The 13,569-nt window shown below is 63.4% G+C and carries 13 protein-coding genes; 5 read left to right on the top strand and 8 right to left on the bottom strand.

All coding sequences use genetic code 11. The annotated features are described in order from the left end of the window. Positions 1 to 9 precede the first annotated feature (9 nt). Genes C8D82_RS08600 through C8D82_RS08620 form a run of 5 tightly spaced genes read right to left on the bottom strand, consistent with a single transcriptional unit; the run spans position 10 to position 4,699 of the window. On the bottom strand, positions 10 to 627 hold the full coding sequence (locus C8D82_RS08600; RefSeq protein ID WP_165832947.1) for a penicillin-binding protein activator LpoB: 618 nt from the start codon (positions 625 to 627) through the stop codon (positions 10 to 12). Next, positions 624 to 2,108 carry a COG3014 family protein gene (locus tag C8D82_RS08605; RefSeq protein ID WP_116883871.1) on the bottom strand — a complete coding sequence of 495 codons (1,485 nt, stop codon included), beginning with the start codon at positions 2,106 to 2,108 and terminating at the stop codon, positions 624 to 626. The genes C8D82_RS08600 and C8D82_RS08605 overlap by 4 nt, the downstream gene beginning before the upstream one ends. 16 nt (positions 2,109 to 2,124) lie before the next feature. Next, on the bottom strand, positions 2,125 to 3,444 hold the full coding sequence (locus tag C8D82_RS08610; protein ID WP_116883872.1) for a CsgG/HfaB family protein: 1,320 nt from the start codon (positions 3,442 to 3,444) through the stop codon (positions 2,125 to 2,127). Next, positions 3,441 to 4,271 (bottom strand): CsgG/HfaB family protein, encoded by an 831-nt coding sequence (locus C8D82_RS08615; RefSeq protein WP_116883873.1) that lies wholly within the window; start codon positions 4,269 to 4,271, stop codon positions 3,441 to 3,443. Before C8D82_RS08615 ends, C8D82_RS08610 begins: the two co-directional genes overlap by 4 nt. A gap of 11 nt (positions 4,272 to 4,282) precedes the next feature. Then, on the bottom strand, positions 4,283 to 4,699 hold the full coding sequence (locus C8D82_RS08620; protein WP_116883874.1) for a hypothetical protein: 417 nt from the start codon (positions 4,697 to 4,699) through the stop codon (positions 4,283 to 4,285). 164 nt (positions 4,700 to 4,863) lie between these two features. On the opposite strand from C8D82_RS08620, the gene C8D82_RS08625 reads away from it, so the two are divergent. The 4 genes from C8D82_RS08625 (at position 4,864) to C8D82_RS08640 (ending at position 9,797) form a co-directional block, all read left to right on the top strand. After that, positions 4,864 to 5,925, top strand: a complete 1,062-nt coding sequence (locus C8D82_RS08625) for a winged helix-turn-helix domain-containing protein (RefSeq protein WP_116883875.1) — start codon at positions 4,864 to 4,866, stop codon at positions 5,923 to 5,925. Between the two features lie 3 nt (positions 5,926 to 5,928). Continuing rightward, positions 5,929 to 6,966 carry a carbon-nitrogen hydrolase family protein gene (locus C8D82_RS08630; RefSeq protein ID WP_116883876.1) on the top strand — a complete coding sequence of 346 codons (1,038 nt, stop codon included), beginning with the start codon at positions 5,929 to 5,931 and terminating at the stop codon, positions 6,964 to 6,966. A gap of 27 nt (positions 6,967 to 6,993) precedes the next feature. After that, entirely contained in the window at positions 6,994 to 8,040 is a 1,047-nt protein-coding gene (locus C8D82_RS08635; RefSeq protein ID WP_116883877.1) for a Gfo/Idh/MocA family protein, read from the top strand. Between the two features lie 83 nt (positions 8,041 to 8,123). Further along, the gene (locus C8D82_RS08640) at positions 8,124 to 9,797 is read left to right on the top strand and encodes a SulP family inorganic anion transporter (protein WP_207776095.1); all 1,674 of its coding nucleotides are present in this window, start codon (positions 8,124 to 8,126) and stop codon (positions 9,795 to 9,797) included. A gap of 627 nt (positions 9,798 to 10,424) precedes the next feature. On the opposite strand, the gene C8D82_RS08650 is transcribed toward C8D82_RS08640, so the two are convergent. Together C8D82_RS08650 and C8D82_RS21160 are read right to left on the bottom strand one after the other, a co-directional pair. After that, complete coding sequence (locus C8D82_RS08650) at positions 10,425 to 11,798, bottom strand: phosphohexomutase domain-containing protein (protein ID WP_116883880.1); 1,374 nt, start codon at positions 11,796 to 11,798, stop codon at positions 10,425 to 10,427. Between the two features lie 79 nt (positions 11,799 to 11,877). Next, entirely contained in the window at positions 11,878 to 12,039 is a 162-nt protein-coding gene (locus C8D82_RS21160) for a hypothetical protein (protein ID WP_165832948.1), read from the bottom strand. Here C8D82_RS21160 and C8D82_RS21840 point away from each other — a divergent pair. Continuing rightward, positions 12,038 to 12,142 (top strand): hypothetical protein, encoded by a 105-nt coding sequence (locus C8D82_RS21840; protein ID WP_243402518.1) that lies wholly within the window; start codon positions 12,038 to 12,040, stop codon positions 12,140 to 12,142. The two genes, C8D82_RS21160 and C8D82_RS21840, sit on opposite strands and share 2 nt — an antisense overlap. A 57-nt stretch (positions 12,143 to 12,199) precedes the next feature. Here the strand turns inward: C8D82_RS21840 and eno are convergent, their stop codons facing one another. Further along, the gene (gene eno, locus C8D82_RS08655) at positions 12,200 to 13,474 is read right to left on the bottom strand and encodes a phosphopyruvate hydratase (RefSeq protein ID WP_116883881.1); all 1,275 of its coding nucleotides are present in this window, start codon (positions 13,472 to 13,474) and stop codon (positions 12,200 to 12,202) included. Positions 13,475 to 13,569: the final 95 nt, after the last annotated feature.

The following is a 13,569-nucleotide window of genomic DNA, read 5'->3' on the forward strand; positions in this document are numbered from 1 at the left end:
ATCCTTTCTCTAATAGAACAGCGGGTAGGTCCCCTGTTTCAGAATTTCCACGGTATTTTCCCACACCGCCAGCCCGGTCGCGAGATCGGTCAGCGCCATGTGGAACAGAAAATAACTCTCCTCGGTCCGCCCCTGATAGGCGGTCTGCTGGGTGATCGCCCCGGAGAGGCTGAAGTTCGGCGCGATCACGGTGCCGCGCTTCTGCACGGTGGACTGGTCGAAGAGATCGTCCAGCTCTTTCGCGCGGATGCGGCGTACCGCAAGGTCGATGTTGCCGCCGACGCCGACCGCCGAGGAGACCTTCGCCTGGCCGGACTGCAGAATCGCCCGCCGTATCTTGTCGGTCAGGATCTGCGACTCCAGGTGCATCATCGTGTAGTTGCGGATGCGGCTGATCATCACCACCGGCTGTTGCCCGTCGGTGCGGCGCAGTGCGCCGGAGGCCAGCAGCGAACGGATGTTCTCCTCGGCGGCCCGCTGCCAGTCGGCCGGATCGATGCCGCTGACCGTGACCAGCGCCTCGTCGCTGTCGATGCCGATGATCCGGGCCGGAGAGGCGCAGCCTCCCGCCGCCAACAGCAACAGCAGAAAACAAAGCCCGGTTATGCCATACAGTACTCTTTTCACTCCATCGTACTCCACTGTTTCAGGTGAAACTTCCCGCCGATTTCACGGACGTACACCACGGCGCGGGTCGTGTCCCGGTCGAATTCCAGCTGCCGCCGGAAGAGCGTCTTGCCCTTTGCATCCGCCACCTCGACCGTCACCTTGCGGTCCTGCGGGATCGGCAGGTGCAGCACCTGATACTGCTGCGCGACCGTGACCCAGCGCCGCCAGTCGGTTTCGTCGATCGACACGCTCGAAGTCGAAGCCACCCGCGCCTGCGCCGCCGCGACCGCCAGCGCCTTGCCCTCGAAATCTTTGGAAGCCAGCAGCGCCGCCAGCGCCACTTTGGCCCGGTTGTTCTCGGCGGTCATCGCCTTGATCGCGGCGGAAGCCGAGCGCACCAGGGACGGCATGGTCAACTGCCAGAACTCATCGCGGAACACCGCGTTCAGGTCGGCAAGTTCGCTCCCCCGGAAGGTTTCGCCGCCGGCGGCGGCGGAAAGCCGCAAGCCCGCGGAGCTGACGAATTCCGGTTCGCTGAATTTCCAGTGCCCCGGTACGTAATCAGGCAGCCGCACGGTCGCGCGGCGGTCCTTCCAGCCGGGCGGAACACCCTGCGCCAGAATCACCACCGCGAGGTCGTCGGTCAGCGAATAGTTCCACGGCTTCATCTTTTCCAGCTCCGGCGGCAGTTTTTCGTCCAGCAGCCGCAGCACCGTCGCGTAGTCGCGGTTGAAAAGCTCGTTGCCCGGTTGGAGCTGATGCAGGTATTTGAGGTCCAGCGCCGCTTCGTCGAATTCATTGTCCCAGTAATAGCCGACCGCCGACAGATAGAACGCCAGCGGATTGAACAGCGCCGCCAGTTGCGGCCGCAGCCGGTCGCGGTATTCGCCGAACTCCTTCTGCATTCCGGCCGCCTCGAAGGTGCCCCGGTTCAGGTTGTCCCGCATCAACTGCCCGATCCGGTAGGGCGGCACTTTTTTGCCGTAGTTTTCGCGGTCGTATTCACGCAGACGGGGATCGGATTCGCGCAGCAGATACTGGTACTGACCGGAACGGATCCGCCGCACCTCCACCAAGGCATCCTCCAGCTCCCCCTTGCTGAAATAGGCGAAGAACTTCAACATCCCGAGTATCATGCGGTCGCTGCGGTAGCCCCGGTAGGTCAGCGCCCCCGGCTCGTGGCAGCGGATGTGTCCCTGCCGGTCGAAGAGCCACAGCAGCTTCTCGGCCCGCTCCAGCGCGGTCAGCGCATCGTCGAAGTTGCCCGCGTCGAGGTTCACGCTGCCCGCCTCCAGATGCCACAGCAGCGCGTTGCGGCTGGTTTCGCCGTCCTCGGCGTCGCTCATTTTCATGCTGAAAGCGGCCGCGTCGGCGAGACGGTTGGAGTAGTAGAGCGTGCGCAAATGCTCCTGGTCGCTGCGGGTGTAATCCGTGCGGCAGCCGCACAGCAGCGCCGCCAGTACACCGGCCATCCAGAGAATCCGTTTCGCTCCGTTCACCGCTTCGCCCTTCCCGTTACGGCGTCGCCATCGGGTAAGCCGGAGGCGCGGCCGGTTCCGAAACCGCCGGAGCGTCGGCCAGCAGCCGGCAGCGCGCCCCGACCGCCGCTTCCGCCGCCCCGTCCTGCAGCGAAGCGATGCTCATATTGGCCGCGACGGAGTCGATCCGCGCAACGCCGACCCGCTTCTCCGCCGTGCCGAGCGGCTTTTTCGTTTTCGGATGGAGCACCGTTTTGCCCGGCGTGTAGATTTCGTAGGTCTGTCCGGGACGCACTCCGGCGCCTTCGCCCCGGGTCAGATAGAGCAGCTTGCCCTCGATTGCCGCAACCAGCACCGGATCGAGCCGTTCCAGCAGCTTGCGGCCCGCCTGCTCGGCGGCCTGCTCCATCAGGTCGTTGCGGTAGTCGGCCGCGGTCCAGTCGCGCCGGATGCTTGCCGGAATGTCGGTGGTCTTGCGGCGGCAGGTCACATTTTCAATCGCGACCAGCGCGCCGGTCTTTACATCGATGATCCGCAGCTCGGCTTCCAGCGTTGCAACCTCGCGGGTCGAAACGCCCGCGATCGCGGTGCCGGAGGAGAGCCGGTTCACCTCCAGCCGCTTCAGCTTCACCGCGATCAGCCAGTCGCCGACCGCGATCTGCCCGACTTTCACATACTGCCCCGGTGCGGCCTGCTCGGCGTCGACCAGCGCGGATTCCATTGCGACCAGATTCAGCGCGTCGCGGTTCAGCAGCTCGAAACTGCCGGATTTGAGCAGAAACTCATTCAGCTTGGCGCCGAATGCGCTCCCATCCTCCCGGCCGATTCCCGGAGCGGCCTGCACCGGCAGCACCGCGAGCTGTTTCAACCCCGCCTCGGTCGGCGGCAGGTGCAGCAACCCGATCCGGTCGAGCGCGCCGTCGAGCTGGCGGAAGAGCTTTTCCAGATTGTCCGCCTCGATCGCGATGCGGCGGTCGGGGTCGAGCCTGCCGGTGGTGCAGTCCACCACCATCACGGTCATGCTCAGCTTGGAGCCGATCCTTGCAATCGTCGTCGCCAGCAGGTATTTCACGCCGTGCACCTCGGCGAGGCGGGCGAGCTGTTCGCGGTCCGCGACTAACCCGGACTCCTGCTGGAACGCGGCCTCCTTGAGCATCGCCTTCAGCGCCGACCGCGAGATCACCTCATAGCCGCCGCCGAGCTTCGCCTCGATCCGCTCCGCCAGTCCGGCCACCGAAGCGGCGTCCAGCTTGCCTTTGGTTTCGATCTCCGCCACCGCAATCCGGTCGAGCGCCGCGAGCGAAGCGCCCGCGCACAGCAGCAGCGGCAGCAGCCGACGGGTCCACGTTTTCATCATTTCGCCTCCTTTTTCGCAAACCGCTCATTCATCGCGGCGGCGGCCTGTCCGACCGCGTTCTTCATCAGTTTTTCGTACAATCCGGTGTCGCGGCGGGTCGTCGCGCCGTGGTCGAGCCGCTTGATTTTTCCGGTGAAAAGGCCGCTGAACACCACCCGGTTCGTGCCGAGTTCCACCACCTTCACGATCACGTCGAGGGTGTAGAGTTTATTTTTGGTTTCGATGCCGTACCCTTTGAAAGAGGTTTCCTCGACCTGAAAATCGGAAACCACCCCGTACAGCGCATGGGTTGCGCCGGTCAGCTTGCCGAACTTCTCTTTCGCCTGCGCCATCGCGTCGGCCTGGGTGCCGAGTTCGATCGCGAGCAGCGAGTCGTCCAGCGCCCGCCGGTCCACCGGCGAAAACGCTTCGGGGTAGTCGCCGAGCGCGGCGATCATGTATTCCGAACCGATCACCGTCGAACGCTGCGGCGAATTCAGGATTTTCGCGGCCAGTTCGTCGCGCCGCGCCAGTTCGCGGTCGTTCAGCTGCGATTGCCGGTCGCGGTCCTCGCGCCGCTCCTGCAAGGTGGCCTGCACTTCGAGGCCGCGCACCCAGCCGAGCATCCGGTCGTCGATGGTGCCGTAGTCGGCGGGCGTTAGCTGGTTGTAGACCATCGCGGGCATCCGGTTTTCGGTGTAACGGTAGAACTTCTGCCCGACCGTGTCGATGGTCGAGAAATCGAACACCGCAATCTTCATCGCCGGAACCGGCGCCGCCTTCTCCGCTCCCGGCAGCAGCAGCGCCGCCGCCGTCAGCAATATTCCGGTCAAACCGATTTTTTTCATCTTCAATCTCCTTACCTGATATGCCTTTCATGCTCCACGACGATCACCCGGTCGGCGTCCCACAGGCTGCGCCGGTCGAGGCTGATCTTCCAGCGGAGCCGGTCGCGGTAGAGCCGCCCTTGCGCGGTCCGGCCGTTCTCCAGATACACCGTGACCAGCCGGCTGCCGTCGGAAAGGGTTTCGTCAAGCTCCACGCCCGCCGATCTTGCGCGCACTCCGATATCGCGCAGCGCGCGGTCGGCGGCCCGTTTCAGCGTTGTCGCGTCGGGTGCCGGCACGCTTTCCGGAACCGTTGCCGGAATGGCAGCCGGCACTTCGCATGCACGGCTCCGGCTGCCGAAGTACCAGCCCGCCGCGGTCCCGGCGGCCAGCCCGGCCGCGATTGCGGCAACTCCGATCAGCCAGACTGTCTTTCGCGTCATTTCCATAGCTCTGAATTCTCCCTTTCATAATATAGACAACGCAAGGGAAAATGCAATTCGTATCACGGATTTAAAGAAAATATCGACATTTATTTGCGCGGCCCTCTTGACACCGGAGTGCAAGTGTGCTAAAATTATAGCAGATTATTTGAACACTTTGGAACACGAAAATGCGCACACCGGAAAAACTGATCTTCCACGACATGGTGGAGTATCTGGAGTCGATGATCGTCAGCGGCAAATATCCGCCGGGGTCGCCGATTCCGACGCTGCGCGAGCTTTGCCGGATGTTCCACCTCTCCACCGGCACCGCCGCGCGCGGCATCCGGCTGATGGTGGACAACAATCTATTGGAGGTGCGCCACGGCTCCGGCACCTTCGTCCGCCGCCCGGAGAACGTGTCGGGGCCGGAGCAGGACGCCGCCGAAACCCGGATCGCGGTCTTCATGATCAACAGCGACCCGTCGGAACACTACTGCGCCCATGCGCTCCGGGGCGTGCAGGAGGCGTCGCGCCACCACAATTGCCGTCTGTACATCCGGTTCCGCAACCATCACGAACTCGGCCGCGCCTTTCTGGATGAAGTCGCCACCGAAAATGACGTGCTGCTCTTCCTCGGCGACTACGACACCCGGCTCAAGTACCTGCCGAAGACGCGCCCCTGCGTCGGGCTGGAGATGCACGCCTCCTACGACGGGCGCAATTCCACGGTTACGCTCGACCCCTTCTCCGCCGCCGAGACCGCCGCCGCGTTTTTCCGCAGGCGCAAGGTGGAGACGGTGCGGATTTTCTCCCACCCCGGTTCGATCCACCACACGCGCGGAATTGTGTTCCGCGAGCTCTGGAACCGGTACGGCGGCAGTGAGTTCATCGAATTCGATCCCTACGCCGCGCCGCCGCCGGAGGCGTGCGACGTGGAGGATTCCGCCCTCGGCTACTTCTTCGTCAGCGGCACTGTCGCCAATCACTGCGCCGTCCGCTACCGGGAGCGGACCGGGGGCTGTCTCGCGGCGGAGCGGCATATCCTCAGCCTCGACGGGAAATCGCGGCTGATTCACTTTTACGAACCGATGAACACCATCGGCCCGGACTGGTACGAGGCCGGAGCCGTCGCGCTGGGGGAGAGTCTCCGGCGGGTGGCCCAGCCCGGTTCGGCGGCGCGCCGCATCTACCTGACCGGCCAGTTTCACGCCTGCAACGCCAGAAAACGCAAATCCACCTTGGAGGAATAGACCATGCCGACCAAATTGACTGCCATTCTGTTGTCCCTTGCCTGCGGAGCACTGCTGTTCGCCGCGCCGGGCGAATCGGCGGAAAATAAACCGCCCAAAGCTCGCCGCAAGATTGTGGTAAGCTCGCTCGGCCCCTTTCCCCTTCAGCTCCGGCCCGCCGACAATCAGCAGGCGGTGGATACGATGATTTCGCACTGGAAGCGCGAGCTTGAACAGGTCCTCCCGGACCGTCCCGATCTGATCGTGCTGCCCGAAGTCTGCGACCGTTATCCGGCGATGAACAAAGAGGAGCGTTTTTCCTACTACCGGTTCCGGGGCGATAAGATCCGGGATTTCTTCCGCGATGTCGCCCGGCGGAACCGCTGCTACATCGCCTATTCCGCCGCCCGGGAGATGCCGGACGGCACCTGGCGCAACTCCACGCAGCTGATCGACCGCAACGGCGAAATCGCCGGAATCTACAATAAAAATTATCCGACTGTCGGCGAGGTCACCGAATGGAAAACGCTTGCCGGAAAAGAGGCTCCGGTGTTCCAGACCGACTTCGGCCGGGTCGGGATGGCGATCTGCTTCGACCTGAACTTCCACGAGCTGCTGGAACGGTATGCGAAACAGCGTCCCGACCTGATTATTTTCAGCTCGATGTACCACGGCGGGCTGATGCAGGGCTACTGGGCCTACCACTGCCGCAGCTACTTCGTCGGCGCGATCGCCGGGCCGGAAAACAACATCCTCAACCCGCTCGGCGCCCGCGTCGCCTGTTCCACGAACTACCTGCCGCGCGTCACCGCGGCGATCAACCTCGATTATCAGGTGGTCCACCTCGACGAAAACTGGGAAAAGCTCGAAGCGGTCAAGAAGAAGTACGGGCGCGGCGTGACCGTTTTCGACCCCGGCTTCGTCGGCGCGGTGCTGCTGACGTCAGAACTCGACGACGTGACCAGCGAGGAGATGGTCAGGGAGTTCGGCATCGAGCTGTGGGACGATTATTACAAGCGCAGCGTCGACCTCCGCAACCGCCCCTCCAGCCTTGAACCGTAACTTACCTTACCGACAGGAAACCATAGTATGAAAAAAATTCTGCGTACCGCCGTCTCCGGGCTCGGGCGCATCGCCTGGGACTTCCACCTGCCGCAGCTCTGTGCGCACGATGGATTCCATCCCGTCGCCGTCGTCGATCCCTGCCGCGAGCGGCTCGCCGAAGCGCAGGCCCGCTTCGGAGTTTCCGCCCTCTATACCGACTTCGAGCCGATGCTCGAAGAACTGCATCCCGATCTGGTGGTGATCGCTTCGCCCACGGTCTTCCACGCCGACCAGGCGATCTGGGCGATGCGCGCCGGCTGCGACGTCTTCTGCGACAAACCGCTGGCGCTCTGTTCCGCCGAAGCCGAAGCGATGTTCCGCACCGCCCGCGAAACCGGCCGCAAGCTGATGACCTACCAGCCGCACCGGCTGAACGGCGAAGCCCGCGCCGTCCGCGCGATCCTCGACTCCGGCAAGCTCGGCCCCCTCTATCTGATCGAACGCCATCTCAGCAACTATGCCCGCCGCAACGACTGGCAGGCGTTCCGCAAAAACGGCGGCGGCATGCTGCTCAATTACGGCTCCCACTACATCGATCAGCTGCTGTACCTGACCGGCAGCCGGGTGGAGCGCGTGCGCTGCGAGTTGCGCCGGATCGCCTCCCTTGGCGACGCGGACGACGTGGTTCACGCGCTGATCACCGCCGGAAGCGGCCTGCTCTTCGATCTCGACATCAATCAGGCGGCCGCGCTGCCGCTGCCGGAGTGGCGCATCTGCGGGCAGCGCGGCGCGGCGCTCTATCAGGACGGCGAATGGAAGCTGCGTTACTTCCTGCCCGGCGCGCTGCCGGAGATGAAGGCGGATACCGGGCTGGCCGCCGCCGGGCGCCGCTATCCCTCCGAGCCGATCGCCTGGCAGACCGAGACGCTTCCGGAACTGCCGGCGGACCGGGATGCCTACTACCGGTACTGTTACGACTACTACGCGCTGGACCGCGCCCCCTTCGTGAAGGCCGATGAAATCCTCGAACTGGTCCGGACCATCGACGCCTGCCGCCGCAGCGCGGAGGAATTCCGGCCCGTGTTGGTGTAAAGTCACGGAAATTCTTGTGATCCGAGCTTGAAAAAACGGATTTTTGATCGTATATTTATCCTTTTCCAACAACAGAAAAGGGTATGATTGTTACGATGTTCCGTCCAGTTCTCTTCTCCGAGCTCAAGCATTATTCCTGGAAAAAATTCAGCAGCGATCTTTTTGCCGGCGCCACTGTCGGCGTGGTCGCGCTGCCGCTGGCGATGGCTTTCGCGATCGCATCGGGCTTCTCTCCGGCGCGCGGCATCTACACTGCAATCGTCGCGGGCTTCCTGATCTCCTTTTTCGGCGGCAGCAGCGTGCAGATCGGCGGTCCGACCGGCGCATTCATCGTGATCATCTCGTCGATCTACCTCAAGTTCGGCGATGCCGGACTGCTGGCGGCGACGATGATGGCGGGGATCATCCTGATTTTATTCGGGGCGTTCCGGATGGGGGCGCTGATCAAATTCATCCCGTTCCCCGTCACCACCGGCTTCACTTCGGGAATCGCGGTGGTGATCTTCGCGACCCAGCTCAACGACCTGCTCGGGCTCGGCCTCGCTTCCATGCCCGCCGGCTTCATCGGCAAGCTGGCCTGCTGCGTCGAAAACGCCGGAAAGATCAATCCGGCCACCGTCGGCGTCAGCGCCTTCACCGTGATCGCGATCTGTCTGGTGAAGCGTTTCCTGCCCCGCTGGCCCGCGATGCTGATCGGCATGCTGGCCGCCACCGTGCTGACCGCGCTGTGCGGATTTCAAGTGGAGACCATCGGTTCGCGTTTCGGCGAACTCCCCCGCACTCTGCCGATGCCAGCCTTCGTCTTTCCCGGCTGGCATGAACTGCCTGAACTGGTGATGCCCGCTTTCACCATCGCTCTATTGGCCGGCATCGAATCATTGCTCAGCGCGACCGTCGCGGACGGCATGACCGGCGGCCGCCATCGCCCCAATACCGAGCTGACCGCACAGGGGATCGGCAACATCGGTTCCGTGCTGTTCGGCGGCATTCCGGCCACCGGCGCGATCGCGCGCACCGCGACCAACATCAAAAGCGGCGGGCGCACTCCGATCGCCGGAATCATTCACGCGGTGGTGCTCGCGCTGATCCTGCTGCTGCTCGCGCCTCAGGCCAAGCTGATTCCGTTGGCGGCGCTGGCCGGAATCATGATGGTGGTCTGCTACAACATGTGCGAATACCGCACTTTCCTGCAGATTTTCAAGGGGCCCAAAAGCGACTGGGCGGTGATGCTGACGACGTTTCTGCTGACCGTCTTCGTCGACCTGGTCGCGGCGGTGGAAATCGGCGTGGTGCTGGCGGCGCTGCTCTTCATCCGCCGGATGTCCGAAATCTCCAACGTCAGCGCGATCACCGGTGAACTCGGCGGAGACCGGGTCGAGCCGGTCGACGATCCCGACGCGATCGAACGGCGCGAAGTGCCGGACCATGTCGTGGTCTTTGAAATTCAGGGGCCGTTCTTCTTCGGAGCGGTGGACGGCTTCCGCGACGCCGCGATGAGCCACCGCAGCACCGAGGACCGGATCATCATCCTGCGTATGCGCATGGTTCCGGCGATCGACGCGACCGGGCTGAACGTGCTGGCCGACTTCCTGCGCCAGTGCCGGAAGGAGAAAATCGGGCTGATCCTCTCCGGCGTGCTCTCGGATTCCCAGCCGATGCGCGCGATGGAGCACTATGGCCTTGCCGCCGAAATCGGCAAGGAGAACATCTGCCCCCATATCGACAAAGCGCTCGCCCGCGCCCGCGCCCTCGTTTGATTCGGGAGTTGCCTCCGGCGGTCCGGGGCGTCGCCCCGGAACCCCACCGGGTGCGCTTCGCCCCCCGGCCCCCGACCGGCAAGGTGCCGGCGCCGGGTACGGTTTTGAGATTTTTGCTGCGCAAAAATCTCAAAACCGAGGGTATTAATAATAGGTTGGATTGGCTCTATGTGCGTTTTACCGCACCGGCACGTTGCCGGTCGGGTTGCAGGGCAAAGCACCTTGCCCGTCGAAGACAGTCACGGCAGCGGCACCTTGCCGCCGCGTAGCGCACAAGGTCTGCCGCCCGTCAGGGCGAACAGACCCGCCTGCCTTTAAAACGGCAGGCTTCCCCCGCGACTCGTCTGCGGCAGTGCAAAGGTGAAGAACGGCAAAATACCCAGAAATACCCGGAGCATTCGGGGAAACTGCCGTATAAAATCCGCATAAAAGCAACCGATCAGGAGGAAAAGAACTCCCAGAACCGGAAAGAACCGCCGGGCATGCCGTTCGGCGGCGAGCTGCGCGCGCCTGACTGCAATTACGAACTCTCTCTGGAAGACGGGCGGAAGTTCCATGTCTGTATTGTCTCGGCCTTTCAGAACAGAATTTACGATCTTGCCGGTGCCGGTGCCACGGGAAAGACGGTCAGATGCCGAGGCGTTCCCAGATCAGCCGGGCGCGCCAGGCGCGTTCGGCGGCGAGTTCCGGATTTTTCGACTCCGAAATCAGCCGGAGCAGCGCGTCGGTGGTGGAGAGCCGCAGGCTCAGGAAACCGTCCGGCCAGTCGAACCGCAGTCCGTCGAGATCCGAACACTCCACTTCCTCGCCGAATTCAAGGCGCAACTGGCGCAACTGCTGGTAGGCGTGCGGGGAGTTGTACGGAATGGTCTGCTTGACGATGTGATAACGCGGCAACTCCTGCAATTGCCCGCTGAGCGGCTTTTTCCGCACCGCGATCGCTTCGAGCAGCAATCCGGCCATCAGGAAGCCGTCGAAACCGCGCTGGGGGCCGAAAGTGAAGGAGCCGCTGCCTTCGCCGCCGGCGACCGCGCCGAGCGCGCGGACCAGATCGATCACATTGGCCTGTCCGACTTTGGATTTTTCCAGAATGCAGCCGTGGCGGGCGACGATGTCGTCGAGGGCGCGGGTGCTGCAGATATTGGTGACGACTCTGGAACCTTTCGGATACCGTTCGAGCAGGTAGTCGGCGGCCAGCGGAAAGGTCAGCTCCTCGCTGAGGGGTTCACCGGTATCCGTGACCACTCCCATCCGGGAGAGGTCACGGTTGAAGACCAGCCCCGCCGCCGCGCCGAGGGGGGCGATGATCGACCGGATCGGGGATTCGCTGCGGGGGCGCGGCTCCGGGTCGCGCGGGATCACTCCCGAAACCGAATCGTTGACCGCGACCAGCCGGATGCCGAGCAGTTCGGCGAAGCGGGTTGCGTAAGCGGCCCCCGATCCGTTGCAGAAATCGCAGACCACGCGCAGGTCGGCGGCGGCGATCGCTTCGACGTTCAAATTGGCCGCGAGAAATTCCCAGTAGGCGTCCACGGCTGCGGGCGCCAACGGTGTGGCCGGTTTGATTGCGGAGGCCGGAACGTAGCGGAAGCGCCGTTCGTGATAGACGTCGAAAAGCTCCCGCTGCCGCAGCGGTTCAAAGTAGGAGCCGTCCGCACCGAGCGGAATCAAGGCGTTCCACCCGGCGCTCTGGTGGCCGCCGGTGATCAGGATGCCGCCGCCGGCCTTCAGGTGTGGGATCAGGAAGTGCATCATCCCGGCGGTCAATACGCCGCCGTCGATCACCTCGCAGCCGCTGCCGGTCAGGCTGGAAACCACCGCGCAGCGGAGCATCTCCGAGGAGACGCGCGGATCGACGCCGACCAGCACCGGCCCCTGCGGGTCCAGCGTGGCGAAAGCCGCCGCGAAATCGCATGCCGCCGCCGGAGTGAGACCGGGGCCGACCACGCCGCGCATTCCGGCTCCGCCCAGGCTGAGCTGTCTTGTACGAATATCCTGCATAATGGCAAATCACCTCGCGTTTTTCAAAGATAGCACGGCAAGGGAGGTTTTGCCACTTCCGCCGCCGGAAAATATGAAGTTATGCCGGCTGCTGTCCGGTCCAGACGGTCAGCCCGGAGAGGTCGCGGCGGTTCGGCCACAGGAAGCCGAGCAGATAGCCGACCGGCCAGAGCACGCCGTTGACCGCGATCGTCGTCCAGTAGGGATGGATCGGCAGGAAGCTGTAAAACGTGTTGAACATGAACGCGACGCCGTGCGTGACCGATCTGGACGGGAACGGCAGCCCCGACCTGCTGGTTGACGCCGAGGACGGCAAAGTCTACTACTTCCTCGATCCGCGCTGACGTCCAAAAAACAGGCTCCACCCGGATTCGGATGGAGCCTGACGGGAAATCGCCGGATCAGTTGCCGTAGCGGGCGAGGTCGCCGAGCATCTCCTCGATGCGGAGCAGCTGGTTGTACTTGCAGATGCGGTCGGTGCGCGACAGCGAACCGGTCTTGATCTGGCCGGCGTTGGTCGCCACCGCGATATCCGCGATGGTGGTGTCCTCGGTTTCGCCGGAGCGGTGGCTGACGATCGCGCGATAGCCGGCGCGATGGGCCATTTCGATCGCGTCGAGGGTTTCGGTCAGGGTACCGATCTGGTTGACCTTGATCAGGATCGCGTTGGCGGCGCCGAGTTCGATGCCTTTGGCGAGATATTTCACGTTGGTCACGAAAAGATCGTCGCCGACGAGCTGGCAGCGGTCGCCGATGCGGTCGGTCAGCAGTTTCCAGCCGTCCCAGTCGGATTCGGCCATGCCGTCTTCGATGGAGTCGATCGGATAGAGCCTGATCAGCTTCTCCAGATAGTCGGCCTGCGCGGCGGCATCGCGTTCGGGCGCGGAACCGCCCTCAAACTTGCGGTAGTCGTAGACGCCGTTTTTGAAGAATTCGCTGGCGGCGCAGTCCAGCGCGATCTTGATGTCTTTGCCGGGCTTGTAGCCGGCGAGGTCGACCGCCTTCAGGATGGATTCGAGGGCCTCCTCAGTGCCGCCCTTGAAGTTCGGGGCGAAGCCGCCTTCGTCGCCGACGGCGGTGGAGAGTCCCTTGTCCTTCAGGATCTTTTTCAGCGCGTGGAAGGTTTCGGCCCCCATGCGGAGCGCTTCGCTGAAGCTCTCCGCGCCGACCGGGCGGATCATGAACTCCTGGAAGGAGATCGGCGCGTCGGAGTGGGAGCCGCCGTTGATGATGTTCATCATCGGCACCGGCATCACCTTGCCGTTCACGCCGCCGAGGTAGCGGAAGAGCGGCAGCTCAAGTTCGGCGGCGGCGGCCTTGGCGACCGCCAGAGAAACGCCGAGGATCGCATTCGCGCCGAGCTTCTCCTTGGTCGGCGTGCCGTCGAGTTCGATCATGGTCGAATCGACGCCGATCTGGTCGATCGCTTCGAGATCCTCGATTTCGGGGAAGATCACGTCGTTGACGTTGCTGACGGCTTTCAGCACGCCCTTGCCGCCGTACCGCTTCCTGTCGCCGTCGCGCAGCTCAAGCGCCTCGTTTTCGCCGGTGGAAGCGCCGGAGGGGACGGCGGCGGTGCCGATCGCGCCGGATTCGAGCACGACTTCGACTTCGATGGTGGGGTTGCCGCGGGAATCCAGAATTTCACGGGCATGGACATCTCTGATTTCAGACATAATGACAATTCTCCTCATTTGAATTGGTGGTTAAAGGTGTCTAATTCACAATATCACCTTTGCGCGGAATTTCAAGTTGAAGTTGTAAAATGAGC

The organism is Victivallis vadensis (genome assembly GCF_003096415.1).
Taxonomy (GTDB): domain Bacteria; phylum Verrucomicrobiota; class Lentisphaeria; order Victivallales; family Victivallaceae; genus Victivallis; species Victivallis vadensis.

What these genes read in the sequence shown, in the direction of transcription:
- C8D82_RS08610 (WP_116883872.1), bottom strand. Translation starts at nt 3,444, where the DNA reads ATGATGAAAACGTGGACCCGTCGGCTGCTGCCGCTGCTGCTGTGCGCG.
- C8D82_RS08615 (WP_116883873.1), bottom strand. Translation starts at nt 4,271, where the DNA reads ATGAAAAAAATCGGTTTGACCGGAATATTGCTGACGGCGGCGGCGCTG.
- C8D82_RS08620 (WP_116883874.1), bottom strand. Translation starts at nt 4,699, where the DNA reads ATGGAAATGACGCGAAAGACAGTCTGGCTGATCGGAGTTGCCGCAATC.
- C8D82_RS08625 (WP_116883875.1), top strand. Translation starts at nt 4,864, where the DNA reads ATGCGCACACCGGAAAAACTGATCTTCCACGACATGGTGGAGTATCTG.
- C8D82_RS08630 (WP_116883876.1), top strand. Translation starts at nt 5,929, where the DNA reads ATGCCGACCAAATTGACTGCCATTCTGTTGTCCCTTGCCTGCGGAGCA.
- C8D82_RS08635 (WP_116883877.1), top strand. Translation starts at nt 6,994, where the DNA reads ATGAAAAAAATTCTGCGTACCGCCGTCTCCGGGCTCGGGCGCATCGCC.
- C8D82_RS08640 (WP_207776095.1), top strand. Translation starts at nt 8,124, where the DNA reads ATGATTGTTACGATGTTCCGTCCAGTTCTCTTCTCCGAGCTCAAGCAT.
- C8D82_RS08650 (WP_116883880.1), bottom strand. Translation starts at nt 11,798, where the DNA reads ATGCAGGATATTCGTACAAGACAGCTCAGCCTGGGCGGAGCCGGAATG.
- C8D82_RS21840 (WP_243402518.1), top strand. Translation starts at nt 12,038, where the DNA reads ATGAACGCGACGCCGTGCGTGACCGATCTGGACGGGAACGGCAGCCCC.
- C8D82_RS21160 (WP_165832948.1), bottom strand. Translation starts at nt 12,039, where the DNA reads ATGTTCAACACGTTTTACAGCTTCCTGCCGATCCATCCCTACTGGACG.
- eno (WP_116883881.1), bottom strand. Translation starts at nt 13,474, where the DNA reads ATGTCTGAAATCAGAGATGTCCATGCCCGTGAAATTCTGGATTCCCGC.